This window comes from Alteromonas sp. G4i13 (assembly GCF_054960505.1).
This window is the reverse complement of sequence record NZ_JBHNYX010000056.1, coordinates 1-24179: the sequence shown is the minus strand read 5'-3', so window position 1 is coordinate 24179 and position 24179 is coordinate 1. Positions and strand designations below refer to the sequence as shown.

General features: G+C 43.7%; 25 protein-coding genes. 17 read left to right on the top strand and 8 right to left on the bottom strand.

Annotated features, from left to right (window positions below):
- Positions 1-76: 76 nt before the first annotated feature.
- The 3 genes from ACFI6J_RS19235 to ACFI6J_RS19225 form a co-directional block, all read right to left on the bottom strand.
- The gene (locus tag ACFI6J_RS19235; RefSeq protein WP_014950016.1) at positions 77-772 is read right to left on the bottom strand and encodes an EF-hand domain-containing protein; all 696 of its coding nucleotides are present in this window, start codon (positions 770-772) and stop codon (positions 77-79) included.
- Positions 773-1092: 320 nt separating this feature from the next.
- Complete coding sequence (locus ACFI6J_RS19230; RefSeq protein ID WP_014950015.1) at positions 1093-1491, bottom strand: GFA family protein; 399 nt, start codon at positions 1489-1491, stop codon at positions 1093-1095.
- Between the two features lie 47 nt (positions 1492-1538).
- On the bottom strand, positions 1539-2594 hold the full coding sequence (locus tag ACFI6J_RS19225; protein ID WP_282765329.1) for an aromatic ring-hydroxylating oxygenase subunit alpha: 1056 nt from the start codon (positions 2592-2594) through the stop codon (positions 1539-1541).
- A 161-nt stretch (positions 2595-2755) separates the two neighbouring features.
- Between ACFI6J_RS19225 and ACFI6J_RS19220 the strand changes: the two genes are divergently transcribed.
- Complete coding sequence (locus tag ACFI6J_RS19220) at positions 2756-3676, top strand: cation diffusion facilitator family transporter (RefSeq protein ID WP_014950013.1); 921 nt, start codon at positions 2756-2758, stop codon at positions 3674-3676.
- Between the two features lie 102 nt (positions 3677-3778).
- Complete coding sequence (locus tag ACFI6J_RS19215; protein WP_014950012.1) at positions 3779-4111, top strand: hypothetical protein; 333 nt, start codon at positions 3779-3781, stop codon at positions 4109-4111.
- Positions 4112-4264: 153 nt separating this feature from the next.
- On the opposite strand, the gene ACFI6J_RS19210 is transcribed toward ACFI6J_RS19215, so the two are convergent.
- Positions 4265-4504 carry a hypothetical protein gene (locus tag ACFI6J_RS19210; RefSeq protein ID WP_039236345.1) on the bottom strand — a complete coding sequence of 80 codons (240 nt, stop codon included), beginning with the start codon at positions 4502-4504 and terminating at the stop codon, positions 4265-4267.
- Positions 4505-4756: 252 nt separating this feature from the next.
- On the opposite strand from ACFI6J_RS19210, the gene ACFI6J_RS19205 reads away from it, so the two are divergent.
- From ACFI6J_RS19205 to ACFI6J_RS19155, 11 genes are all read left to right on the top strand, one after another.
- Positions 4757-6676 carry an ATP-dependent DNA helicase gene (locus ACFI6J_RS19205; RefSeq protein WP_371342280.1) on the top strand — a complete coding sequence of 640 codons (1920 nt, stop codon included), beginning with the start codon at positions 4757-4759 and terminating at the stop codon, positions 6674-6676.
- A 78-nt stretch (positions 6677-6754) separates the two neighbouring features.
- Positions 6755-7471: a tRNA (adenosine(37)-N6)-threonylcarbamoyltransferase complex dimerization subunit type 1 TsaB gene (gene tsaB, locus ACFI6J_RS19200; RefSeq protein ID WP_283626942.1), complete on the top strand. Its 717-nt coding sequence runs from the start codon at positions 6755-6757 to the stop codon at positions 7469-7471.
- Positions 7472-7599: 128 nt separating this feature from the next.
- Complete coding sequence (locus ACFI6J_RS19195) at positions 7600-7893, top strand: hypothetical protein (protein WP_014950008.1); 294 nt, start codon at positions 7600-7602, stop codon at positions 7891-7893.
- Between the two features lie 343 nt (positions 7894-8236).
- Positions 8237-8890 carry a Slp family lipoprotein gene (locus ACFI6J_RS19190; protein ID WP_014950007.1) on the top strand — a complete coding sequence of 218 codons (654 nt, stop codon included), beginning with the start codon at positions 8237-8239 and terminating at the stop codon, positions 8888-8890.
- Positions 8891-8989: 99 nt separating this feature from the next.
- Positions 8990-9829 (top strand): alpha/beta fold hydrolase, encoded by an 840-nt coding sequence (locus ACFI6J_RS19185; protein ID WP_101565146.1) that lies wholly within the window; start codon positions 8990-8992, stop codon positions 9827-9829.
- A gap of 121 nt (positions 9830-9950) precedes the next feature.
- Positions 9951-11603, top strand: coding sequence for a long-chain-fatty-acid--CoA ligase FadD (gene fadD, locus ACFI6J_RS19180; RefSeq protein WP_371342281.1), 1653 nt, complete (start codon positions 9951-9953; stop codon positions 11601-11603).
- Positions 11604-11665: 62 nt separating this feature from the next.
- Entirely contained in the window at positions 11666-12823 is a 1158-nt protein-coding gene (rnd, locus tag ACFI6J_RS19175) for a ribonuclease D (RefSeq protein ID WP_014950004.1), read from the top strand.
- A 120-nt stretch (positions 12824-12943) separates the two neighbouring features.
- Positions 12944-13240 (top strand): YcgL domain-containing protein, encoded by a 297-nt coding sequence (locus tag ACFI6J_RS19170; RefSeq protein WP_239301781.1) that lies wholly within the window; start codon positions 12944-12946, stop codon positions 13238-13240.
- Between the two features lie 6 nt (positions 13241-13246).
- Complete coding sequence (locus ACFI6J_RS19165; RefSeq protein ID WP_371342282.1) at positions 13247-14329, top strand: lytic murein transglycosylase; 1083 nt, start codon at positions 13247-13249, stop codon at positions 14327-14329.
- A complete protein-coding gene (locus ACFI6J_RS19160) occupies positions 14329-14997 on the top strand; it encodes a fumarylacetoacetate hydrolase family protein (protein ID WP_014976926.1) in 669 nt (222 codons plus the stop codon). Before ACFI6J_RS19165 ends, ACFI6J_RS19160 begins: the two co-directional genes overlap by 1 nt.
- Entirely contained in the window at positions 14994-15488 is a 495-nt protein-coding gene (locus tag ACFI6J_RS19155; RefSeq protein WP_014950000.1) for a YcgN family cysteine cluster protein, read from the top strand. The genes ACFI6J_RS19160 and ACFI6J_RS19155 overlap by 4 nt, the downstream gene beginning before the upstream one ends.
- A 15-nt stretch (positions 15489-15503) precedes the next feature.
- Here ACFI6J_RS19155 and ACFI6J_RS19150 read toward each other — a convergent pair whose 3' ends face one another.
- Genes ACFI6J_RS19150 through nhaB form a run of 3 tightly spaced genes read right to left on the bottom strand, consistent with a single transcriptional unit; the run spans position 15504 to position 18160 of the window.
- Positions 15504-16058: a GNAT family N-acetyltransferase gene (locus ACFI6J_RS19150; protein ID WP_014949999.1), complete on the bottom strand. Its 555-nt coding sequence runs from the start codon at positions 16056-16058 to the stop codon at positions 15504-15506.
- The gene (gene dsbB, locus ACFI6J_RS19145) at positions 16055-16582 is read right to left on the bottom strand and encodes a disulfide bond formation protein DsbB (RefSeq protein ID WP_014949998.1); all 528 of its coding nucleotides are present in this window, start codon (positions 16580-16582) and stop codon (positions 16055-16057) included. The genes ACFI6J_RS19150 and dsbB overlap by 4 nt, the downstream gene beginning before the upstream one ends.
- Before the next feature lie 3 nt (positions 16583-16585).
- Complete coding sequence (gene nhaB, locus ACFI6J_RS19140; RefSeq protein ID WP_014949997.1) at positions 16586-18160, bottom strand: sodium/proton antiporter NhaB; 1575 nt, start codon at positions 18158-18160, stop codon at positions 16586-16588.
- Positions 18161-18590: 430 nt separating this feature from the next.
- Here nhaB and fadR point away from each other — a divergent pair, with 430 nt between their 5' ends.
- The 4 genes from fadR to ACFI6J_RS19120 all read left to right on the top strand — a co-directional run bounded on the left by fadR (position 18591) and on the right by ACFI6J_RS19120 (position 23319).
- Entirely contained in the window at positions 18591-19301 is a 711-nt protein-coding gene (gene fadR, locus ACFI6J_RS19135; RefSeq protein WP_014949996.1) for a fatty acid metabolism transcriptional regulator FadR, read from the top strand.
- A gap of 354 nt (positions 19302-19655) precedes the next feature.
- Positions 19656-21833: a S9 family peptidase gene (locus tag ACFI6J_RS19130; RefSeq protein WP_278346783.1), complete on the top strand. Its 2178-nt coding sequence runs from the start codon at positions 19656-19658 to the stop codon at positions 21831-21833.
- A 174-nt stretch (positions 21834-22007) separates the two neighbouring features.
- On the top strand, positions 22008-22367 hold the full coding sequence (locus ACFI6J_RS19125) for a phasin-related domain-containing protein (protein ID WP_014949994.1): 360 nt from the start codon (positions 22008-22010) through the stop codon (positions 22365-22367).
- Between the two features lie 187 nt (positions 22368-22554).
- Positions 22555-23319, top strand: coding sequence for a hypothetical protein (locus tag ACFI6J_RS19120; protein ID WP_156086607.1), 765 nt, complete (start codon positions 22555-22557; stop codon positions 23317-23319).
- A gap of 383 nt (positions 23320-23702) precedes the next feature.
- On the opposite strand, the gene ACFI6J_RS19115 is transcribed toward ACFI6J_RS19120, so the two are convergent.
- Positions 23703-24179: DUF3592 domain-containing protein (locus ACFI6J_RS19115; protein ID WP_278346782.1), on the bottom strand; the 477-nt coding region annotated here is incomplete at its 5' end.

The following is a 24179-nucleotide window of genomic DNA, read 5'->3' as shown; positions in this document are numbered from 1 at the left end:
TGATTAAGTCCACACCCGAAAGTTAGATGCTAAAGAATCTAGCTCAGATCTAATCTGAGCTAGTACAACTTAGTCATTACTCTTCAGAACTATCACTTGAGTTATTTTCAGACTTACTCTGATAACGCTTAAATTCCGTACGCGTAATTAATTCATCGTCATTTGCGTCAATATTATCAAAATCACGTGTTACACCACTTCGCGAGGCTTCAGCTTTAGTAAGCTTACCGTCGCTGTTAGCGTCCATCATCTCAAATTTACTGCGCGCAATGACCGCTTCATCTGCGATAACCGTATTATCGTGAACAACAGTATCTTCAGCGACTTTGTCAACGTTTGTCTTTTCTAAGTTTCCGTTAGCCTTCAACTCAGTCTTAGCTCTTAGCTCGTGAGTCAGCCTTTTGTCTTTCGTCGCGGCAACCACTTCATCGACATCAGTATCAACTTTAACTTCCGTTTCCATTGTACCTTCTGTACCCATACTCTCTTTCATCGATTTTGCCGTTGCAAGCACGTCGTCATCGAAATGTTGAGGGTGCTTCGTTACATGAGCATTGAACTCTTTAATTGAAAGCTGCATGTCTGAATTGGTATCAATTTTGGAAAAGTGCGCATAAATCTCATCGTCGTCAGCTTCTTCTCGTGAAATATAGCCGTTGTCATCGTTATCCAAATCGGCAAATGTGGTGTCTATTTTTTCGATACCATTGCCGGCAAACGCGGCAGTCGAAAGTGCGGCGCTGATTAGTGTAGCAATTGTTAATTTTTTCATATCTAACTCCTTGGTTTTTCGGCCTCCATACTGCTTAAAAACGGAGGAGAGTATTCACATGGAGTTATTCACAGCATATGCCATTTCAATAAAGTGTTTTTAGATCATTGGTTTATGTTTTTTGAAAGGTTGGGGGACGACAGGCGGAATTGTGAGATCTATAGAATTTTCTGAAAAAGTTACTCGCTATTTTTGACAAAAACGGAACACGTTAAGCGGAGAATGTTGTGAATGCGAGCAACAATCGACCTGCCGTTATTCAAGCAGCGAATTTTGTTTAGTATAAAGCCATTAGGTTTCGAATGAGTATTCAATGTTTGTTACGGTAAACGTTCAAATTTTGTGATGGTTTCTAAGTTTTCTTCCCACGCAGCTTTGCTTACGCCGAAGATATGTGCAGTAGGTTTAATCAGTAGTTTTGTATCCAGACATCCAGCGGGTACGGCTAGAATGTCACCGAGTTGAGTACAAGGAAGGGCTGAACCGCAAATTTTACAGAAACTTTTGCTATGACGCGTGTTCTCTAGCGTGAAGTTGACTACAGCGTCAACACCCGATGCCCAAGTTAACATAGCCGAACTTGAAAACAGGTTGGCTGCGAAGGCCGAACCTGTATCCTTTTGACAGTGTTTACAGTGGCACAGATAAAAACTGTCAAAATCACCCTCAATTTTAAAAGTTACCGACCCGCACAAACAAGACCCTTTGTAATTGTTCATCAAAACTCCTTTTTTGTGAAATACCACTATTTAGAGCACTAAGACTGCTACTGTTTAGCAAGCCAATCGTAAAAGTGCGCCACGCCCGCTTCTAAAAACGGTTCTATAGGACCGTGTTCTTCTTCGCCTGATAAATAAAGTGCACGTCGACCTTTTTCTAGCAATAGGCAGGCTTCTTCATCTTCTACCGCTGTTTCCATATAGGCCGCTTTTTCCGCTGTAAAGTAGTCTGGCATATCTTTATAAAGTGCTTCGGGATAATAAAATTCAACGTGGTTTACACATGCGCCGGCGCCCTTGGGGTAAATCGTGCTGACGACAATAATATCTGGGTACCACTCAATCATAATATTAGGGTACAAAAAGCACCATATTGCGCCAAAGCGAGGAAGTGTTTGCCCAAATCGTGCCAATAATGCGTCTTGGAACTCTCTGTAACGCGGTGTTGTGCGCTTGGTAAGCTGGTCGCCTAGCCCAACTTTTTGAACTGAAAAATCATCGCCAAACGACCATTCTAAATCATCGGGTTTAACAAACTGGCGAAGCCCAGGGTGCATGGAGTACACGTGATAGTTCTCTAGATAGATTTCGATGAATGTCTTCCAGTTAAATTGATATTCCGTGGTTTCAGATCCGGCGTAAAAGTAATCGGTAAAGTCGAGATAGTCCTCAAGCCCAAGGGCAGATAAGTCCATATTAGGAGATCGCCCTCGAAATAGAAGACCGTTCCACACTGACAGTGATTCCTTTTTCAACTGACCGCTAGGGGCATCCTTAAAGTGGGGCGCACCTTTAAGCTGGCCTGTATTGTCATAGCCCCAGCAGTGGAGTTTACAAACTATGCTGCGTGCCCGGCCTTGCCCTTCAAGAAGTTGAGCTTGTCGATGTAAGCAAACATTGGATATAAGTTCATAATTCTCACCTTGATTAAACAACGCATAACGGTCGTTAAAGTGAGGCAGTACTTGATAGCTAAACTTCTCTGGCACCATTAGGGAATGGCCCGCATAAGCAAGCCCTCGAGAGAATGCCTGCTCGACTTCCTGCCGGCTTTCATCAGCATCAAAGTAACTTTTTATAGAAGGATGGGTAACGATTTTCATAGTTTAAAACGGGTGCTAAAAACGCAGTGCGTTGAGTCGAAATAATATAGGCGCTATGTATCACTGAATTGCTTAAAAAAATAGCAATATTTTATTTAAAGCACTATTTTTTTTAAAATATAGGAGTAGAATCCGCGCACCTTAATTTCGAAGTGATTTTCATGGACATTGGCTTCCATCACCTTGAAGAGAAGCGTCTATTAACGCTTTCTTTTTATATTGCCGGCGCATTTGTCATTATTGCGCTTGGTTTTGCCATTTTAACGAGCTCAGGCGCTATTTTATTTGATGCCGCGTACTCGTTAATCGCTTTTGTTATGTCAATGCTAACGCTTAAAGTGGCCAATTTGGTTCAACGCCCTGACGATGACCGGTTTCACTTTGGTTACACGGCAATTGAACCTACGCTAAACATGTTTAAGTCGCTTATTATCATTGCCACGTGTGTGTATGCCGTCGCGAGCTCTGTTCAGAGTTTATTAGCAGGTGGGCACGCAGCTGAGTATGGTATTGGTATGGTCTACGGTGTTGTGGCAACGGTTGGCTGTTTTAGTATCTCTCTGTACATGCGAGTAAAAGGTAAGCATTTACTGTCTGATTTAGTAAAAGTGGATTCTCACACTTGGATGATAGACGGCGTGCTAAGTGCATCCATCTTGTTCGCTTTTATTTTGGCCTACGCGTTAGAGTTGACGGAATATAGAACACTGTCGCCGTACGTTGATCCTGTTTTATTGATTATTCTTGGTTCGGCAATGTTGCCGGTGCCTTTTAAGATTTTGCGTGAAAGCCTTAATGAAGTAATTAACAAAGCGCCGCCTGAAGCTATCTCGGCGGTAATCGAGAAAAAATTCAAAAAAACGTTGGCTGACGTCCCATACGAACATGTGGAAGTGAGAATTAGTAAGCGGGGTAGGGATGTCTATCTGTTAGTCCATATTATCGTGGATGACGCATTCTCGATTGCAACGATCAGTGAGCTAGACGAAATTCGACTGAAATGCGAAGCAGAAATGCGCGAGTGGGATCCTGCAATCATCATGGACATCTTGTTCATAAAAGATCCTGAGCTTGCAGAGTAATGATACGGGGGAGTGTGAAATTTCTCGCATTCTCCCCTTACTTGGCTGGCAAAATCCTCCAAACTTTCCGATAATCAACTCTTTAAGCTAATTGAAGATGTGATGGAAACGCGACTTCCGCTATATAAAAAGCTGCTGGTAATGTACCGCATAGAACCGGGATGTCTTGGGCCGCAAGGTGCTGACTACGTCGAGGAGTTTTGTGTATTTGCCAAAAAAAGGCTAAAAGACAACCATGGTCATTGTTTGCGATGGACCATTAAGCCCCGCTACGACAAGACACTGCCAGAGCTTGAGTTCCAGATAAAAAATGCCGTACTTTCCCGTGACAATGCGGCTAAATATATGGATAGCTTTGGTATTGATATCGATGCTTTCGAAGAAGAGCTAGAGGAGTCACTCGCCGATTTGGTTGATGCATTTTTTGAACGCTGATGCGTTTAACTAAAGCCACCTTCGCATGCATTGCTATATACAATGCTAGGGAACTCGAAAAGGCATCTCAAAAGCAGGGCACAAAAAAGCCCCGCCATTTCTGGCGAGGCTTTATCATTCAGTTAAAGTGAATCAGTAACTCACCTTAATAGATCAGTTTAAAGATTTCAGTTTCTGGTAACCTTCAGCTTCTAGCTCATCATTTACGCACTCTAATACAAATACGTCTTCCGATTTGCCTTTTGTACCTTCTTCTTCAGCGATTTCTTTGCAGAACTGGGTTAATTCCGCTACCAGCTCTGCAGGTGCTTCTTCTGACGCAGCTGCAATTACAGAGAACGCCATTGCGCTTAAACCTACTAAGCCTAAACCTATAAAGCGTAAACCTTTCATAATTACCTCGTTTAATAGTTGAGTATAAACATTTACAAGCTGGATATTGCGCCTAAGTGTTAAGATTAAAAAGCTAATTTTTTTGTTCTAGAAGACAAATTCTTTTCATCAAAAATTTAACAATTGCTTTGACTCTAAAAGGCGTCATGTAGCAAATACTGACGCTAAAATGCAAACCTTTAATGGGCATTCCATAGGCTTTTTGGCATAATGCGCGGCCTAAAGTAGAAAAGTAATGACAGCGCTTAAACCATGCCCACAATTAATAACGTATTCTCTTCAGATGGCCTCCTTGCAGGTGCTATCAAGGGGTTTGTACCTCGCGAAGCTCAAACTGAAATGGCAAAGGCGGTTAAGCGCGCTATTGATACCACTAGTAGTTTAATAGTAGAGGCCGGTACAGGAACGGGAAAGACTTTCGCTTATCTCGCTCCGGCATTGTTGAGCGACGGAAAAGCCATTGTTTCTACAGGGACTAAAAACTTACAAGAACAGCTATTTCACCGCGACTTACCGCTGGTAAAAAAGGCCTTAGGCAGCAAGCGAAAAACTGCACTGTTAAAAGGCCGTTCAAACTATCTTTGTCTACACCGTGTAGCGCAGCACAGCGGCAACTCTACGCTGGTTGAAAAAGAGGTATTGGGTCAGCTTTCAGAAGTGAAACGTTGGTCTAGTACTACGAAAACAGGTGATATGGGGGAGCTTAAAACCCTTCCCGAAGATGCCCGTGTTTTACCGCTGGTTACCTCTACAGTGGATAATTGCTTGGGCCGCGATTGCCCAGATTATGAAGATTGCTACTTGGTAAAAGCGCGCAGAAAGGCGCTGGATGCTGATATTATTGTGGTAAACCACCACCTTTTCTTTGCTGATATGGCACTGAAAGACACAGGGTTTGGCGAACTTATTCCAGAAGCTGATGCGATTATTTTTGATGAGGCTCATCAAATTCCCGATATTGCCAGCGATTACTTTGGCGAGTCACTTTCGACAAGACAAATTCACGATATTGCGAAAGATATCACGCTGTTGTTCAGAACAGTGCTAAAAGATGCTGGTCAGCTAGATAAAGCGGCTGACAAATGCAGGATGATTGCCTCTGACTTACGGTTATTATTCCCAGATACGGCTGAACGCGGCAACTGGGCTGAGGCGTTAGACCGTGACGACGTACGCATGCAGGTGGGCAAGCTGGCCGAAGCGCTGGGTGTACTGCATGAAGTGTGTAAGCTACATATTGGCCGCGATAAAGATTTAGACAACATGTATGAACGTGTTGTGGCTGCAAGAGAGCAGTTAGATGCGTTAAGCGACAATAAGCAAGAAAATGTAAGTTTGTGGTATGAAACTACTCAGCGCCACCTCATTATGCATTTAACGCCCTTATCAATTGCCGCTAAATTCAGACGTTTCGTATCATCGCCGCCGCGCGGGTGGATTTTTACCTCGGCAACCTTAATGGTAAACGGCGGTTTTGATCACTTTCAGCGCCGCATGGGCTTAGAAGACGCAGAAACGTTAGGATTAGATAGCCCGTTTAATTATCCTGAACAGGCCATGCTTTGCGTGCCCCGATATTTACCAGAACCAAACAGCTACGCTATGCGCGAAACTTTGCTAGAAACAGCCAAACGGCTAATCAAAGCAAGTCGCGGGAGATGTTTCTTGTTGTTTACTAGTCACGCTATGCTTCGAGAAATTGCGCAGAAGCTAGAAGATGAGATAGATAATCCGCTACTGGTGCAAGGGACTACCACCAAGCAAGCATTGCTGGATGCGTACCTTGCAGATGAAAAAGCGGTATTAATGGGCACAGGCGCGTTTTGGGAAGGAGTAGACGTGCGCGGCAACGACTTGGTTTGCGTGATGATTGATAAGCTGCCCTTTGCGTCACCTGATGACCCGCTGCTTCAAGCCCGTATGGAAGATGTAAAAAAACGTGGAGCAAACCCGTTTGGTGTTATTCAAATTCCCCAAGCTGTTATTACGTTAAAGCAGGGCGCGGGAAGACTCATCCGAGATCCTTCAGATAAAGGCGTGCTGGTTATATGTGACAATCGATTAGTGACGAAGCCTTACGCCAAAACCTTCGTCGGAAGCTTGCCAGATATGAAAAGAACAAGAAGCTTGGACGAAGTGGAAAAATTTTTAGCCGGCATTGATGAAGCCTAAGTTAAAGCACTGAAAAAGCGGTAAGCGTGTATTACGCCATTAGCCCCGTTTTCAGCTTATATGAAATAAGAGATAAACATGAACATTTTAGCTATAGATACCGCAACCGAAGCTTGTTCGGTTGCGCTTCAATTCAAAGACACCGTCATAACGCGTTTCGAGATATGCCCTCAGCAGCATAGTCAGCGACTTCTTCCTATGGTCGATGAGGTGTTAAAAGAAGCAAAGGTTTCGCTGGGCGACCTAGATTTACTGGCCTTTGGTCGAGGCCCAGGCAGCTTTACCGGTGTTCGCATAGCGTCGGGAATGATTCAAGGTTTAGCGTTAGGGACAGGCTTAAAAGTAGCGGGCGTGAGTACGCTTGAAGCTATGGCGTTTGAAGTAGCGTCTAAAACTCAGCACAAAGATGCATTGATTGCCGTCGCGTCTGATGCGCGTATGGGGGAAGTGTACTTCGCGGTTTACTCTCAGTCGCAAAATGGGCTTGTACTTTGCGTTGAAGAGCAAGTTTGTCCGCCCGAAATGGCTATTGAACAGCTAAAAGTACTTAGAGAAGAAAACGGCGCGGCTGTGATTGCAGCTGGCACCGGCTGGTCTGCCTACGAGGAGCTTGATAACTGGAAGTCTGAAGTATGTGGTGAGGTAGCGTCTGACATCACACTTCCAAACGCGCAATACATGCTTAAACTTGCAACAGATGCACATAGTAAAGGCGAAGTATCTGATGCTGTGAATGTAGAACCTGTATATCTGCGCGATAAAGTTACGTGGAAAAAATTACCAGGCAGAGAGTAACGACACGCTGCCAAATATTGGGCGCCCATTACTAACAATAAATAAATCGAGCAACGGGAAAAGAGGAGCGAGTCTTAAGGTTAAAGCTCGCTTCCCAATGGTACGATTCTTGCCTCAGTTAACTCTGTATGATTATCAATAATAATTTCGCCGTACCGTCTTCCGAACCTTCGCAAGGCCGTGTCGCTAAAATTAACAAAGACCCTGAACAGCAAAGTAAAGGGCAAAGCGAATCGTCTGCTAGGGCGATTGTTGTTGCGCCCGACGAACAGGGAACGGATAACGCCAAAGCGTACCAACAATTCATTCGTGAAGATGGCAACACGTATTCTCAAAATGCCATAGCGTCATACACAAGCTTTGAAAAGCAGCAGCAACGCGAGTCTATTCAATCTATGTTCGGCGTGGACATCTACGCGTAGTTCAATTCCAAGCACCATAATTCACACCGTAGATAAATTTAACAAATTGTTAAAACCCGCTGTTTATTTTGAACAAAAGCCTACCGTACATACTCTACAAATTGTTGGTTGGGATGATCTATCTCATTTAAGCGACATAGTGTTTGAACGGCAGTGGTTGTCCATTCGTATAAATGCTAATGTTTGGTTGTTGGTATTCGGTTTTTCTTTTTCTCATAAAGAGATACATGAAAGTAGAGGCGGGTTGTAATCGAAATTTCACTGTATTTTTTAAACAACCCAGTGCTTGTAGACTGACTTTTATTCAAACGCAGCATTTTCTAGGATTTATAGGAGCTCGTCGATGTCTCGGTATTTAGTTTTACTTACAGTCTTTTTATTTGCGGGCTGCACAATAGTCCCAGATAGCATAGAAGTGCCTGAAGGAACGCAGCTAGTTAGCTATTCGAAAGCGGTTACGTCGGGGGCGAACGCGCAAGGCCAAAAGGCCAGATGGGGAGGAATGATTGTTGGTGTTGAAAATAAGCCCAACAAAACGTTCATTGAACTCGCTCATTTTCCGCTAAATCATTATGGCAAGCCTTCAACAAATGGAGAGACGTCGGGTCGATTCAAAGTACAAATTGATGGCTTCGTCGACCCAATTGTTTTTGAAGAAGGGCGTGCGGCAACGTTTCTAGGTACAGTTACCGCTCCAACTGCGGGCATGGTGGGTGAGCAGCCCTACATTTATCCCACGATCATTGCCGATGACTACCACATGTGGAGGAAGCAAGAGGTTTATGATGTAAATACTTACTTCTTCAATTACCACACAGGTTGGTATTCACCCTTTTATCGCTTCAATGGCCCTTGGATGTATCCGCATTTTAATCGAACGCGCGTAATTCGTTACGAAAATGCGCCGAGCAAGGCCACGCTTCCTTCTAAATCTAAGTCTACACGAAGCAAGACAAAAGCAACGATACAGCCCGCAAGGCAGGATAAAGCGAAGTAAAAATCTCATCATGGAGGCGGCAAAATATTGCCGCCTTTTTTTTATTTTTAGGACGGTCATGGAAAGCGCGCGGCGATTTATTGCCGCAAAGGATGAAAGATGATTGAAACAGAATTTAACATTGGGGCATTACATTTAGCTGCGTTAGATAATCAAGGTGTCGGCAAAGTCGTACTTGGTTTACACGGCTACTTGGATAACGCAGAGAGCTTACGGCTGTTAGCGCCATACCTTCAAACTCACCGCTTTATTGCGCTAGATTTAGCTGGTCATGGTCGTTCTGGTCACCGTGCACTAGGCGCACATTACAATCAAGCTGATTACCTGCAAGACCTTTATGCGCTAATAGAATCTCAAGCGTGGGAAGAAGTCATTTTATTAGGACACTCTCTCGGCGGAATACTAGCGAGCCTTTTCGCCGCACTTTTTCCGGAAAAAGTCACTGCTGTAATAAGTATTGATGCTTGTGGGCCGCTTACCGAAACTGAAGAAACAACCGCAGCACAAATGCGTGACGCAATAGTGAGTCGTCACGCGAAGTCGCGAAATAAACTGCGAATCGTTGATTTAGACGACGCAGTTAAAGCCAGGTGCAAGGTATCCGATATTCCTGCCGAACACGCGCGTTCTATTTTATCGAGAAATTTAACCCAAGATGCGGGGGGACATTGCTTCTGGTCGAGCGACCCGAAGCTTCGTACAAAATCTACACTAAGACTCACAGAAAAGCAGGCAGAATCGCTAATGCGTGCTATTGTATGCCCAATTCTTTTTATTGGTGCATCTAACAGTTTTAAAAACCTTGAGACTGTTTTCCCCAATCGCAAGGGGTGGTTTTTAAATGCGCAATACGAACAATTAGTAGGCGGTCACCATATTCACATGGAAAATACTGACGATGTAGGGGTATTAATTCGTCATTTTGTTGAGCAATTGTAAATTGTGCCGTTTATTTTTTTTTACACATCCTATACTATTCGCAAGTTATCAGACCAGTTATATAAGTGCAGCTCCCCATGCGCTTATAAAATAGTATAAGAATAAAGTAGAGGAGGTTTTGGTGGAAAAAACCTGGCTTAAGCATTACGACCCTCGCGTTTCCGCAGAAATTGATGCCGATCGTTACGCATCTGTAGTAGACATTTTCGAGCAGTCGGTAAAGAAGTTCAAAAATAAAGAAGCCTTCATAAATATGGGGCATTCAATCACGTTTGAAGAGTTAGATACCTTATCAGCTCAATTTGCTGCTTATTTGCAGGCAAGCGGACTAAAACGCGGTGATGCTGTGGCAATTATGATGCCCAACCTTCTTCAATACCCTGTTGCCATGTTTGGTATTTTGCGCGCAGGGATGGTTGTGGTTAACGTAAACCCTCTCTATACAGCTCGTGAGTTAAAGCACCAACTAAATGATGCTAATGCGAAAGCCATCGTTATTGTTGAAAACTTCGCGTGTACTCTAGAAGAAGTCATCGCAGATACAAATCTACAAGAAGTCTTTCTGACCGCTTTAGGCGATATGCTTCCGGCACCTAAGCGCTGGATCGTGAACGCAGTAGTGAAGTACGTTAAAAAGATGGTGCCTTCGTTTAATCTTCCTGAAACGACATCGTTTATGTCGGCGGTTAAAAAAGGGCAATCTCTTGAATATAAACGCCCAGACATCGATAGCGGCGATTTAGCGTTTCTTCAATACACAGGTGGCACGACTGGAGTTTCTAAAGGTGCCATGCTTACTCATCGCAATATGGTGGCTAATCTTGAGCAGGTCTCGGGAATTTTAGAAACAGTGATTGAAGAAGGCGAAGACTTTGTTGTTACCGCGCTTCCGCTCTACCATATCTTTGCGCTACTGGCGAACTGCTTGATGTTCGTTAAATACGGGTGCCGTAACTTGCTTATCACCAACCCGCGTGACATGCCGGCTTTTGTAAACGAACTTAGCAAATATCCGTTCACCATTTTACCTGGTGTAAATACCTTGTTTAATGGCCTGTTAAATACGCCTGGATTCAGCGAACTTGATTTCAGCAAGTTTAAGTTTGGTTTAGGCGGCGGTATGGCTGTTCAACGTCCCGTAGCAGAAAAGTGGGAAAAGGTCACCGGTACAGTGCTTCTTGAAGGATACGGGCTAACAGAGTGTTCGCCTGTGGTAGCGGTTAACCCACCACAGATTGAAGCTTATAAAGGCGCAATCGGTATGCCTGTTCCTTCTACAGACATTAAGCTTCTTGATGACGACGGTAACCGTGTCGAAAAGGGCGAGCCTGGTGAAATGTGGGTGAAAGGCCCTCAGGTAATGAAAGGATATTTGAACCGACCAGAAGCGACAGAAGAAATTCTAAAAGACGGTTGGTTAGCCACAGGTGACATCGCTACGGTAGATGATGAAGGTTACTTCTATATTGTTGACCGTAAAAAGGATATGATCCTAGTTTCAGGCTTTAACGTGTTTCCTAACGAGATTGAAGAAGTGGCTGCAATGCATGAAAACATTGTTGAAGCAGCTGCGGTTGGGGTTCCTCATGAAGTCAGTGGTGAAGTTGTGAAATTATTCGTAGTTCGAAATAGCGACTCACTTACTGAAAAAGACGTTATCGCGCATTGCCGTAATCACTTAACGGGTTACAAAGTGCCTAAGCAAGTTGTTTTCAAAGACGACTTACCAAAAACCAATGTAGGTAAAATACTGCGTCGGGAGCTTCGAGACTAATTTCGTTGAAATAGTTTTGTGAAAGCCGGCGTAAGCCGGCTTTTTTATTACTGTGCAAAAATATGCAATATCAATTAATTACAACATCTGAACAACTCGAAAAAGTGTGCACTGCCGCACAGCGTCAAGAGGCGGTAGCCTTAGACACCGAATTCGTAAGAACGAAAACCCTCACTCCTCATTTAGGCCTTATCCAGCTCTATGATGGCCATCAGCTGGTACTCATTGATCCGCTCGCCATAGACAATATGCAGCCATTTATCGATCTCATGGAGAATACCGAAGTCGTAAAAGTACTGCACTCGTGTTCTGAAGACATTGAGGCGTTCCTTACCGCTTTTGATACCGTACCAACGCCTGTGTTCGACACGCAGCTTGCGGGAAGTATTTTGGACATGGGACCGTCACTTGGCTATGCAAAGCTTGTAGAGTTGCTGTGTGATATCAGTTTGGACAAAGGGGAGTCGCGAACCGATTGGTTAGCCAGACCACTACGTGAAGCGCAGCTTAGCTACGCAGCGAATGATGTGCTGTATTTACTGCCTTGCTACCAACAGTTAGCCAGTAAAGTACAAGAGGCGGGGAAAGTGCACTGGATTTACCAAGAGATCGCTTTGCTAGTTGATAAGAAGCGCGCTCAAATGCCTGAAGATTTTGCGTACTTAAGCATTAAGAATAACTGGCGATTGAACAGCGAGCAGCTCACCGTATTACAGGCACTAGCGGCATGGCGCTTGAATACCGCACGAAAAAAAGATCTGGCCCTAAACTTCGTGTTCAAAGAAGGGCATTTGTTTGAAGCGGCGCAGCGTCTTATCGATAGTAAATCTGGCCTTTCGCGTATTAACGGCGTGAATCATCAATCGGTACGCCGCTACGGCGACACCATCATCACGCTAATTGAAGAGGCGAGAGCAAAGTACGCGCAAACACCAGAAAAGCTCAGACTTCCGGTTGTGCTGCGGTTAATTGATATCGCCAAGTACAAAAAAACGCTGGCCGAGCTTAAAGTTATCAGCGACCAGATAGCGAAAGACAATGCTGTAAATAGTGATGTTATTGCCTCTAAAAAACAGCTGAATCAACTGTTAAAATGGTACTGGTTTTCGGTTGATGAGACCCGCGTGCAGGGACTAATGCCCGATGTACTGTCGACGTGGAGAGAGCCATTGTTTCGCTCTCACGTAACTCGTCTACTTGGCGACGCTCCGGCCCAATAGTGCCTTAAAAGCAATATGGGTGAGCAGTATTGGCGAGAGGTGTATGTTCTCTGGCCAATTCAATCTGCATAGTGACCCCAAAAGAACTAAACAAACGAATTAAGAAAGAGTAAAAATTCTATGTTATGCGCAGTTTATAAAACGCGAAAGAAAGACGGCATGTATTTGTACGTGCCAAAGAAAGACCATTTTGAAGACGTGCCAGAGCCGCTTATGGCAAAGTTTGGTCGTCCAGAGCTAGTGACTATCATCGCCCTAGAAAAGCGCGAGAAACTTGGCATGGTTGATAAGCAAAAACTTATCGACGAGCTTAATGAAAAAGGCTTTTACCTTCAAATGCCGCCAAAAGAAGATAACTTGCTAGAGCAACACCGTGAATCTCTTGGGCTGTCAAAAACGCCCGATAAGAAGTTTTAAATTTCCATGTTATTAAAGACTCTAAACCGCTTAGTTAACCGAATTACCTTTATAGCTAAGCGTAAAAACCGTAGCTTATTTCCTCAACCGCGCAATATTGCCCTAGTTTTATCGAGTATAACCTTAAGCTTTTCACTGACAGTTCATGCCGAAAATCAGCCAAGTAATGACAGTGGGCTTAGTGAGACGGGCTTCAAAAGCTACGTTGCTCAACTGAAAAAAGAAGCGGCCGAAAAGGGCATAGATAAGACTAAATTAGATTTAGCGTTTGCTGACATTACTTTCAGGCCCACGGTGGTCAAGTCTGACAAAAGCCAGCCAGAGAAAAAAATTACGTTAGATGATTATCTAGCAACGCGAGTACCCGACTGGAAAGTGAAGCAGGCGGTTGAGCAGTACAATGAACACAAAGTACTGCTTGACGAAATTGCTCAAAAATACGGGGTTCAGGCCCGCTTTATTGTTGCGCTGTGGGGTAATGAGTCTAACTTTGGTAAAATTCAGGGCAACTTTAGTGTGCTGTCTGCACTGGCATCTTTGGCGTATGAAGGGCGAAGAGAAAAGCTGTTTAAAGACAATTTTTTTGCGGCACTTCAGATTCTAGATGAAGGGCATATCTCTGTAGAGGCGCTTAAAGGCTCTTGGGCCGGTGCGATGGGACAAACACAGTTTATGCCCATATCCTTTCTAAATTACGCAGTGGACTACGACGGCGACGGCAGAAAGGATATTTGGGGGACCAAGGCAGACGTATTTGCGTCAATCGCCAACTATCTATCATCTGAAGGTTGGGATAGTGAAGGGACGTGGGGACGCCAAGTAATACTAACCAAACCAGTACCTTTTTCAGGGTTAGCGAAATCTAACATGAAGCCGTTGGCCTTTTGGCAGCAGAATGGCGTCAAGCGCTACAACGGAAATGAACTCCCCAATGCAGAAATCAGTGCATCGCTTATTATGCCAGATGGTGAGCAAGGCCGAATTTACTTGGTGTATAACAATTTTCACACACTGATGAAGTGGAACCGCTCGTCTTACTTTGGCGTTTCGGTTGGGTATTTATCAGAGCGGATAAAAGGAGGTTACTAATGGCTTATCGTCACATCGATTCTCAAGGCAATGAAATATCACTACCCGTTAGTAAAGTAGTGTGTATAGGTAGAAATTACCTCGACCACATTCAAGAAATGAATTCTACCGTATCTGAAGCACCCTTGCTGTTTATGAAGCCAAAGGCTGCCTTATGTTATATGCAGAAGCCTATTGCCATTCCTACCGACAAAGGCGAGTGTCACAACGAGCTTGAAGTCGCTGTGCTGCTAAAATCATCATTGAAGAATGCGAGTGTAGATGACGTAAAAGCCGCGATATGGGGTATTGGACTTGGTCTCGATTTAACCCTTCGCGAGGTTCAAGCCGAGCTTAAAAAGCAAGGCCAGCCTTGGGAAAGAGCGAAGTCTTTTGATAACAGTGCACCGCTGTCAGGCTTTGTGCCGTTAAGTGAAATAGAAAACTTGGAAGACCTGCGTTTTACCTTAACCATAAACGGGGTGGTTAGACAGCAGGGACATACCGAGCTGATGCTACACAAAATCATCCCACTTATCGCTCATATGTCATCTATATTTACGTTAGACAGCGGCGACGTGATCCTAACGGGCACGCCCAAAGGGGTAGGTAAGCTTTGCTCGCAAGATACGATTGTTGCAACGCTAGACAATCATTTAACTGTGGAAACCGAGGTAATAGCAGAATGACAGCCGCGTTTTGGGAAACCAAATCTTTAGAAGAGATGACCCAAAAGGAATGGGAATCACTTTGTGATGGATGTGGTAAATGTTGTCTGCAAAAATTTATCGATGATGACGCGGTAGAAGAATACGAAGTCACCGATCATATTAACGATAATGAGAAGATTCACTATACCAATATTGTGTGTACGTATTTGAACACAAAAAAATGTGAATGTACCCAATATGAAAGGCGAACAGAGCTGGTGCCTGATTGCGTGAAGCTGACAAAAGAGAATCTGAAGGATATCTTTTTTATGCCTAATAGCTGCACCTATCGCCGTCTTTATGAGGGAAGGGGCATACCATCGTGGCACCCATTGTTAAACAAAGGGAAGAAGCACGTGATGCACGCAAAGGGCATGTCGGTACGCAATAAGACTGTTTTTGAAACCGATGTGGATTTAAATAATTTTGAAGACTATATAGCCATTTGGCCTTTAGAAGACTTAGATTAACGCGCAGAACGCGCGTTAATCGCCATTAACAATCGCATAAAGCAACGCATCGCGCCCGAATACACGTTTGCGACAAAGCCCTTCTTTTGTACCACCAATTCGCTCTGCTACACGTATGCTTGCCTTGTTGTTAGGCTCTATAAAGCATTCTAATCGATGCAAATTCATTTGAGAGAACGCAAGCTTCTTCAAGGCTTCACAAATCGCGGTAGCTAAACCTTTCCCGCATGCGTCTGGTCTGAGCCAGTAGCCAAGATTAGCGGTAAGGTGCGTGTGGTGAATATGATTGATAATGCCCATACCTAAGCACTTTTCGTCGTGCATTAGCAAGTAGGTAAGTCCATAGCCTGTATCTCGGGCCTTTTCCATGTTGGCGATGCACTGCTTGGAGAGTGCAGGCGTAACAGGGCAAACCGCTGAACCAAACCAAGGTTTTACGTGATGGATAGACTGTTGCCCAGCCTCACAAAGCGCATAGCAGTGTTTCTCCGCAATGCGCTGAATGCTAATCGGGCCTTGCTCAGTATGTATAGGAGGTAGGCGTGACGGTAGAATGGATAAGTCGATCAAAAGGGTTTCTTATCCAATAATCGACATGCAAACACAATAGCGAATACAGCAAAGTAGGCAGCAAAAATAATCTGCATCCACTCAGCCATTCCCATAGACAAAAACTGCCATGAATCTTCTAAACAGTCACCTTCAGCAGCAAATACAGCGGGTAGCCACTCGTGAAGTTGTAACCACGAAGGGAAGTTTGGCACAATTTCGCAGCTGGCAAAAAATGGGTTCGCAGCATTGAGAATGCCAACGTGTTCTTTGGCAATTAAGAAGCCCCATCCTGCAGATACAGCCCAACCAGCGAAACCAAGCATGCGTGTAAAGCCATTGTTTTTAATAACGACAATAAGTGCTGACAACACAATACCGTACATGGCGGTTCGTTGATAAATGCACATAATGCACGGCTTTAAACCCATGCCATACTGAAAGTAAAGCGCAGCAATTTCTAATGCCAATGACGTGGCGAAAAGCACAAGCCATGAAGACTTGTGCTCTGCCCATTGGCTAACGCTGTGAATGATTCCACGCATAGACTAGTGACCTACCGCTTGAGCACCCGCTTCAGCAGCGGTGTGGTGTTCAATGAGGTGCATGTCGTAAAGCACCTGAGTAGCATCAGCAAGTCCAATGTAAGTTGCTAACAAACCAACGATGGTCAGTACTATGGTATATGGCAATGCCATCATAACCATACGGCCGTACGACAAACGAAGCAGTGGCGCGATGGCTGAGGTTAGCAAGAATAGGAAAGCAGCTTGACCGTTTGGTGTCGCCACACTAGGTAAGTTGGTTCCCGTATTGATTGCTACAGCAAGCATATCGTACTGGTCACGTGTGATTTGACCGGCCTGTAGAGCAGCTGTTACTTCAGTGATATAAACAGAGCCCACAAACACGTTGTCACTCACCATCGAAAGCACACCGTTAGCAAGATAGAACATAACCATTTGCGTTTCGCCTTCAAACGACAGTACCCAATGGATTACCGGCTGGAAAAGGCCTTGGTCAATGATAACGGCTACTACACCAAAGAATACGCAAAGTAATGCGGTAAATGGCAGTGCTTCCTCGAACGCTTTTCCAAGTGCGTGTTCTTCGATAACACCGCTCATAGAAGTAGCAAGTACAATAACTGACAGACCAATAAGACCCACTGACGCCATGTGCGTAGCAAGACCAATGATTAACCAAACACCTATTAGTGCTTGTACTACCAGCTTAGCAGTTTCACGCTTACTGCGGCCCTTGTCCATATGGTCGTTATAGTCGACCAAGATCTGTCTTACCGCTGCAGGTAATTTTGCGCCGTATGAAAACATACCGGTTTTTTCCAGAATTACGGTGGTAAGTAGTCCAAATACGAATACTGGGATAGTAACAGGTGCCATACGGATGAAAAATTCAACGAAGTCCCAGCCAGCCTTGTCTGCAATAATCAGGTTTTGTGGTTCACCTACCATGGTCATAACACCACCAAGGGCAGTACCTACCGCTGAGTGCATCATAAGGTTGCGTAGGAAAGCTCTGAAGTCTTCTAAGTCGTGGCTTCCCAGCTCGTCGTCGCTTGTGTGGTCGTGATCAGAATGAAACTCCTTGCCCGACGCTACTTTGTGATAGATAGAGTAAAAGCCCAGACCGACGCTGATAATTACAGCAACTACCGTTAATGCATCGAGAAACGCCGATAGAAATGCAGATGCAAAAATAAACGATAGGGATAAAATTAACTTGTTGCGAACCTTAATCACTAATTTGGTGAACAAGTACATAAGCAGGTCTTTCATGAAGTAAATGCCCGCTACCATGAATACCAGTAGCAATAGCACTTCTAAGTTAACTTCAATCTCATGCATCATATGGCCAGGCGATGTCATGCCTATAAACATCGCTTCGATGAGCAGCAGGCCGCCTGGTTGAAGCGGGTAACATTTCAATGCCATCGCTAAGGTAAAGATGAATTGGATTACAAGCGTCCAGCCCGCTACATATGGGTCCACCATAAAGATAAAGGGATTAACAATGAGAAAGGCAATAATGGTTTTTTTATACCAGTCGGGCGCATGTCCCAGGAAATTCTTATAGATCGCCGCGATCATTGAGGTTTGCATGAGTTCCTGTTCCTTTTACAACAAAGCACGCATTTTTGCGCATCTTTATACTGTGTAGTTCCGGTTATTGCATACATAAACTGCTGGCGCTATGCGATTTATTTCGCCTTACCGCGGTTTTGCTGCTGTCATTATAGTCGGAAATTAAGCGTACATGATATTAACGTCTTGAGAAAGCAATTCACAGACCCCACCATGTGAAAGTCACTGAATATTTATCACTTTTTTTATGATAGTTATCATTGAATTTGAAAATACGTAATATTTCGAACATAAAATGTACAAGCAGTGTTTAATGGTGTTTGAAATAACACTTTAATTTTAACAAGTTGTTAAAAGCTTTAGTGGACGAGGCATAATTCATTGTGATAATAAAACAGCATCTGGTACAATCAGTTGCAAAATAACAATAACGTGCAGGCGATTAGTTATGATTTATAAGGCACAGAGTCCAGCTGGATTCGCCGAAGAATATATTGTTGAATCTATTTGGAGTGGAAGATTTCCACCTGGCACCATTTTGCCTGCAGAAAGAGAGCTTTCTGAGTTAATTGGTGTAACGCGTACTACACTGCGTGAAGTACTTCAGCGTCTAGCTCGTGATGGTTGGTTAACAATTCAACACGGCAAGCCGACCAAGGTTAACAATTTCTGGGAAACGTGTGGGTTAAACATTTTAGAAACTCTCGCTCGTTTAGACCAAGAAGGGATCCCTGAACTGGTTGATAATTTATTAGCAGCGCGCACTAATTTAAGTGCGGTTTTCATTCGAGGCGCAATTCGAAACAACCCTCAAGAGTCTGCTGAAATTATTGCCCGTTATAAAAATGTGGAGCAAGAAGGTTTAGCTTTTGCCCAGTTCGACTATCAAATGTCACATGACTTGGCGTTAGCGTCTAACAATAACGTATTTGTTTTGATGATGAACGGTTTTCGTGGTTTGTACTCGCGTATTGGTGGCTATTTCTTCTCGCACCAACAAGCACGGGACGTGGCAAACAAGTATTACGCAGACTTGCTTGATGTTGCTGAGAAAGGCGAATACGACCGTGTCCCTGTAGTAGTTAGAAAGTACGGTATAGAAAGTGGAAAGGTGTGGCTTGCTATTCGTGATGACATGCCTAAAGATTTGGTCGACTAAACACTAGGCTGCCAAAGGCTGTTGGTTTCCATACGACGGCTTTTACAATAAACAACAAAAGCGCCGCATTATTTCTGAATATGCGGCGTTTTTTTATCGCTTTCTACTAACGCTCGTTGGTGAATTTACAGCGATGAAACACAGTTTCACATATCTTGTAACATTTTAACCCTTACTTAGTCTCATTCGCGTTAAGTAACGCTAGACCCTAAATCGTATTTATATATACTCACTTTACTTATAAACTTCGCTTAGTTTAGCTGCTTTCTTAAATCTTCAATGATCAAAAGTCGATTGTCTTCAATCGCTTGGCGGTAAACAAAGCGCCAATAAAAGTGCACAACAGGAATAATAATGAAATATCTATGGATAGCACTTGCCGCAGGTGGCTTGGTAGCAGGCTGTGGCGTCGAAAATAAAACTGAAAATCCTCAACAAGTAGCTGAAAGTGCAGCGCCATCCGTTATGCTAAATACTCAAGTAAGTGCGCCTGTGGCGAAAAAAGTGCCGCATGAAATGACCGCGCATGGTGTCACCCGTAATGACAATTACTATTGGATGCGTGATGACTCCCGCACCGACGAAGAGATATTGTCCCATTTAGAACAAGAAAACAGCTATGTTGAGACTGTTTTGGCTCCTCTTAAGAAAAACCGAGAAGCGCTTTATGAGGAGCTCGTGTCTCGGATTGAGAAGGACGACTCAACCGTTCCCGTTCTCGACAATGGTTACTGGTACTACACCAGCTACTCAGGTGAAAACGAGTATCCTACTTATTTAAGAAAACCTTCACTTGACGCTGAACCGCAAGTATTGCTTGATGCAAACCGAATGTCTGAAGGGCATGATTATTTCAGTATTGGCAGCTACGCGGTAAGCAGCAACAACAAGTTGCTTGCGTATTCTGAAGATACGCTTAGCCGACGCATCTACACTGTGTATGTCAAAAGCCTAGAGAGTGAAGAAAAGCTTGATGACGTTTTAGAAGGTACGTCTGGAAGTGTAGTTTGGGCGAACGATAATACCCACCTCTTTTACGTGAAGAAAGACCCGCAGACTCTTTTGGGATACCAAGTCTATCGCCATAAATTGGGCACGTCTCAAAGCGAAGATGTTTTAGTTTATGAAGAGAGCGACCCTACCTTTTATACCTATATCAGTAAAAGTAAAGACGATAGTGTCATATACATTCACCATGACAACACCGAAAAAACAGGTGTGACTTTGATTGATGCGAATAACCCAACGTCTCAAACAAAAGTATTCTTGCCCATTGAAGACGGACAAGAATACAGTGTAGCAAAAGCGAGAGACGGTTATTTTGTGTTGACCAATATTGGTGCGAAGAATTTTAGAGTGATGAAAGCACCATTGGACGCCACTAACGATGTGTCGAAATGGCAAGAAGTGATTGCACATCGTCCAGACGTTTTCCTTCAAAGTATTGAAGTAATGAACAACCACTTAGTGGTTAAAGAAAAAGAAAACGGGATGCTGCGCTTGGTCGTTCACAATCTGACGACAAACGAAGAGAAAGTTATTCCAACTCAAGATCCAATTTACGGTGCGTATTTTAATGCAAACCCTGAAATGGATACCAATAAGCTTAGAATTTATTACAGCTCGTTGACCACGCCTGGTTCTATCATTGATATCAACTTAGATACCCTTGAAAGCGAGGTGATGAAACAAACCCGTGTATCTGACACTTTTGACTCCTCTCTCTATGCCTCTGAGCGCGTGATGATTGAAGCGAGAGACGGTACGTCGGTTCCCGTTTCGTTGGTTTATCGCAAAGATAAGTTTAAGAAAGACAGCACCAATCCATTATATCAATACGCCTATGGCTCATACGGTTCGACTGTAGACCCAACGTTTAGAAGCAGCTGGTTGTCTTTGATAGACAGAGGCTTTGTTGTCGCGATCGCACACATTCGCGGAGGTCAAATGTTGGGGCGCGAGTGGTATGAAGACGGCAAAATGCATCAGAAGATAAATACCTTTACTGACTTTATTGACGTTTCAAAAGGACTTGTGGCAAAGCAGTACGCAGACAAAGAACGCGTCTTTGCTATGGGCGGCAGCGCGGGTGGCTTATTAATGGGCGCAATCGTAAATATGGCACCTGAACTCTATCAAGGTGTGAGCGCGCACGTTCCATTTGTTGATGTAGTGACCACGATGAGCGATGCGTCTATTCCGCTGACTACCGGCGAATATACCGAGTGGGGTAACCCAGCCAATAAAGCTGAGTTTGACTATATGCTTTCCTACTCGCCTTACGATCAGATTGAAGCAAAAGACTATCCACATATGTTGGTTACAACCGGACTACACGACTCACAAGTGCAGTACTTTGAGCCAATGAAGTGGGTGGCGAAGCTAAGAGAATACAAAACAGACGATAATTTACTGCTTTTCAAAACCGACATGGAAGCGGGTCACGGTGGAGCTTCAGGACGTTTCAAACGATTCGAGTCTACCGCGCTTGAATATGCGTTCGTATTGCATCTTGCAGGTGTTCCACTCTAACTCTACACCCACCTTTTTAAAACCAGTCTCCTCTGGTATTTCGCCCGAACAAGTTAGCGCTTTTTCGGGCATTTTTATTTTTTGTGTTTTTAGTATGCGGATTCTAATTGTTAATCGTAAAGTAAAGCCATGGTGTTGAAATACACTCTCATTTAGCATTCATAGGAGCTGAACATGACTACTACTGACACAATTAAAGGTAAAATCAACGAAGCCGAAGAAATGGCACGTAAAATTTGGTTAGCAGGCCTAGGCGCTTATGGCAAGAGCGTTGAAGAAGCGCAGGGGCGTTACGAGAAGCTAAGCGAAGAAGCGAACAAAATGTTTGACGAGCTAGTGACAAAGGGCGAAACGCTAGAAGAAGACGCAAAGAGTAAGTTCAAATCTACGACTAACGATGTTGAAAATCGCGTTGCAGACGTGCGCAAGAAGCTTGGCCTTGATTCAGAGCCAGCTGATCAGCGCATCGAAGAGCTTTCAGCAAAAATCGATGCCTTGACTGAAGCGGTTGCAAAGCTAGCTGCCAGCAAGTAAAGCAATCAGTATTTTGGACATCGTTTTCGGTGTCCAAAACGCAGCTTTCATTTAGTCCTTTTAACTAAATTGGCTAGATAGAAAGCTACAGTTGAGTGACCGCGGAAAGCGAGTGTGCAACTTAGTGTGCTGTAAATCACATTGCTTTCCACTGTCATGCTTACTAAATCTCCATATTGGAGGCGTTATGAGCAACAAAAATATTCCTAACCCGGAAGCTATGCCTGTTGTCCAAAGAGAATCGACAACGCTAAATGGTACTACCCCTTCATCTCTGAAGTCGTCCCCCTTGTTTGGATGGCTTTTTGCTGGTTCCGACCTATTGTCTGCAAAGCTAGATCAAGCGGCAGGTGTGGTCAGCCAAAAAATTGATAACACTCAAGAAACCATCAATGCTATGCAAGCTAAAGGCTTGGAAGTGGAGAGTGAACTTAGACGTACGCTTAATCCATTCGCCCTAGTTGATACTGCTCAAAAACTGGTTGCATCAACGCCATTATTTTCGGCGTTGTCTGGCGGTCAAAAACGTCAACAGAAAGAACAACAGCTTGAAATGCTGAGCGCAAAAGTGGACTTACTCGTCGAGCAAGTAGCCCTTTTAGCTGCAAAGGAGGCGGCTAAAAAAGCCGAAGTGACAAGTACTGCAAGTAAGGCTACTGCCAATAACAGAACAGCAACTAAAAGCTCTTCAGCTAAGTCAACAACGACCTCGTCGACAACTACCGGTACCCGCAAATCGAGTAAAGCAAAAACAACCACTACAACGGCCGCTTCATCGCCTAGTCCGACTAAAAAGGCCGCGACCGGAACAGCGAATAAGCGCACCGTAGCAAAGTCAACGGCAGCTAAGAGTACAGCACGTAAAACAACGGCTAGTACAAAAGCTACATCGGCCAAAAGTACGACTAAAAGTACATCGGATTCGTCTGACATCACAAAGAACGACGAGTAAAGGCGTTCAATAAAGGTAAAGGTAAAGGTAGTTTTTGGTAATAGCGCCAAATAAATGAATTCGCGTATATTTGGCGCTGCTTCGTCTAGGTTCGTTTAAATTATCTTTTTGTTTGAGTGTAGAGATAATTATCGGTGATGTCAGGCCTCTAAACTATCCACCTCTAATCCAAGAATTTTTGCCAGTATATCCGAGTCATCTTGTATTGCGTAATAATCACCAATGAAACATTAATACAATTCTTGTTTGGTTAGTAGTTAGGGTGCTCAGTTTGTGACATGCCAGTGAGCTTTCAGATGTATATATTTGTGTCGTTACTAAAAGAAGCTTTTCAAAAGAATCAAAAGCAACTTTTAAAATGCAACTAGATAAATTCAAAGTCATCAGCGTTTATACTTTAACTTAAAAATAAAAACGTAAACTAACCAAAGAAATACCGACCAAGAAACAAGAAAACCGACAAGCAACATCGACATATGTTCCCAGATAACACGCTTGATCAAAATGGATTCTGCCGAGTTTTTGGGGTTTATGAAAATGTCTACTGGCTCAGAAGCTGCAAATTTTCTTTTTAATTCAAGCCCTAATTTAAGCATAAAGCCGTCGTCATAAATGTCATACCAAGTAACTTTTCTTCCGGTATGTTCTTGGCCATTAGTATTGTATTTGTAAAGGATACGAGGCGTGTATAAAGTATATTGGCTTCGATTATCTCTAGTCGTTGTTGTAATCATTTCGTCAATATATACATTTATTAAAGTTGCTTTGATAGGAACCCAATTCATTGAAGAGATTGGGCCGGCTAACCCTTTAACTACTTGTATTGAAAAGACGATGACAAAAATTAGGGCAACTAAAGC

What these genes read in the sequence shown, in the direction of transcription:
- ACFI6J_RS19235 (WP_014950016.1), bottom strand. Translation starts at nt 772, where the DNA reads ATGAAAAAATTAACAATTGCTACACTAATCAGCGCCGCACTTTCGACT.
- ACFI6J_RS19230 (WP_014950015.1), bottom strand. Translation starts at nt 1,491, where the DNA reads ATGAACAATTACAAAGGGTCTTGTTTGTGCGGGTCGGTAACTTTTAAA.
- ACFI6J_RS19225 (WP_282765329.1), bottom strand. Translation starts at nt 2,594, where the DNA reads ATGAAAATCGTTACCCATCCTTCTATAAAAAGTTACTTTGATGCTGAT.
- ACFI6J_RS19220 (WP_014950013.1), top strand. Translation starts at nt 2,756, where the DNA reads ATGGACATTGGCTTCCATCACCTTGAAGAGAAGCGTCTATTAACGCTT.
- ACFI6J_RS19215 (WP_014950012.1), top strand. Translation starts at nt 3,779, where the DNA reads ATGGAAACGCGACTTCCGCTATATAAAAAGCTGCTGGTAATGTACCGC.
- ACFI6J_RS19210 (WP_039236345.1), bottom strand. Translation starts at nt 4,504, where the DNA reads ATGAAAGGTTTACGCTTTATAGGTTTAGGCTTAGTAGGTTTAAGCGCA.
- ACFI6J_RS19205 (WP_371342280.1), top strand. Translation starts at nt 4,757, where the DNA reads ATGCCCACAATTAATAACGTATTCTCTTCAGATGGCCTCCTTGCAGGT.
- tsaB (WP_283626942.1), top strand. Translation starts at nt 6,755, where the DNA reads ATGAACATTTTAGCTATAGATACCGCAACCGAAGCTTGTTCGGTTGCG.
- ACFI6J_RS19195 (WP_014950008.1), top strand. Translation starts at nt 7,600, where the DNA reads ATGATTATCAATAATAATTTCGCCGTACCGTCTTCCGAACCTTCGCAA.
- ACFI6J_RS19190 (WP_014950007.1), top strand. Translation starts at nt 8,237, where the DNA reads ATGTCTCGGTATTTAGTTTTACTTACAGTCTTTTTATTTGCGGGCTGC.
- ACFI6J_RS19185 (WP_101565146.1), top strand. Translation starts at nt 8,990, where the DNA reads ATGATTGAAACAGAATTTAACATTGGGGCATTACATTTAGCTGCGTTA.
- rnd (WP_014950004.1), top strand. Translation starts at nt 11,666, where the DNA reads ATGCAATATCAATTAATTACAACATCTGAACAACTCGAAAAAGTGTGC.
- ACFI6J_RS19170 (WP_239301781.1), top strand. Translation starts at nt 12,944, where the DNA reads ATGTTATGCGCAGTTTATAAAACGCGAAAGAAAGACGGCATGTATTTG.
- ACFI6J_RS19165 (WP_371342282.1), top strand. Translation starts at nt 13,247, where the DNA reads ATGTTATTAAAGACTCTAAACCGCTTAGTTAACCGAATTACCTTTATA.
- ACFI6J_RS19160 (WP_014976926.1), top strand. Translation starts at nt 14,329, where the DNA reads ATGGCTTATCGTCACATCGATTCTCAAGGCAATGAAATATCACTACCC.
- ACFI6J_RS19155 (WP_014950000.1), top strand. Translation starts at nt 14,994, where the DNA reads ATGACAGCCGCGTTTTGGGAAACCAAATCTTTAGAAGAGATGACCCAA.
- dsbB (WP_014949998.1), bottom strand. Translation starts at nt 16,582, where the DNA reads ATGCGTGGAATCATTCACAGCGTTAGCCAATGGGCAGAGCACAAGTCT.
- nhaB (WP_014949997.1), bottom strand. Translation starts at nt 18,160, where the DNA reads ATGCAAACCTCAATGATCGCGGCGATCTATAAGAATTTCCTGGGACAT.
- fadR (WP_014949996.1), top strand. Translation starts at nt 18,591, where the DNA reads ATGATTTATAAGGCACAGAGTCCAGCTGGATTCGCCGAAGAATATATT.
- ACFI6J_RS19130 (WP_278346783.1), top strand. Translation starts at nt 19,656, where the DNA reads ATGAAATATCTATGGATAGCACTTGCCGCAGGTGGCTTGGTAGCAGGC.
- ACFI6J_RS19125 (WP_014949994.1), top strand. Translation starts at nt 22,008, where the DNA reads ATGACTACTACTGACACAATTAAAGGTAAAATCAACGAAGCCGAAGAA.
- ACFI6J_RS19120 (WP_156086607.1), top strand. Translation starts at nt 22,555, where the DNA reads ATGAGCAACAAAAATATTCCTAACCCGGAAGCTATGCCTGTTGTCCAA.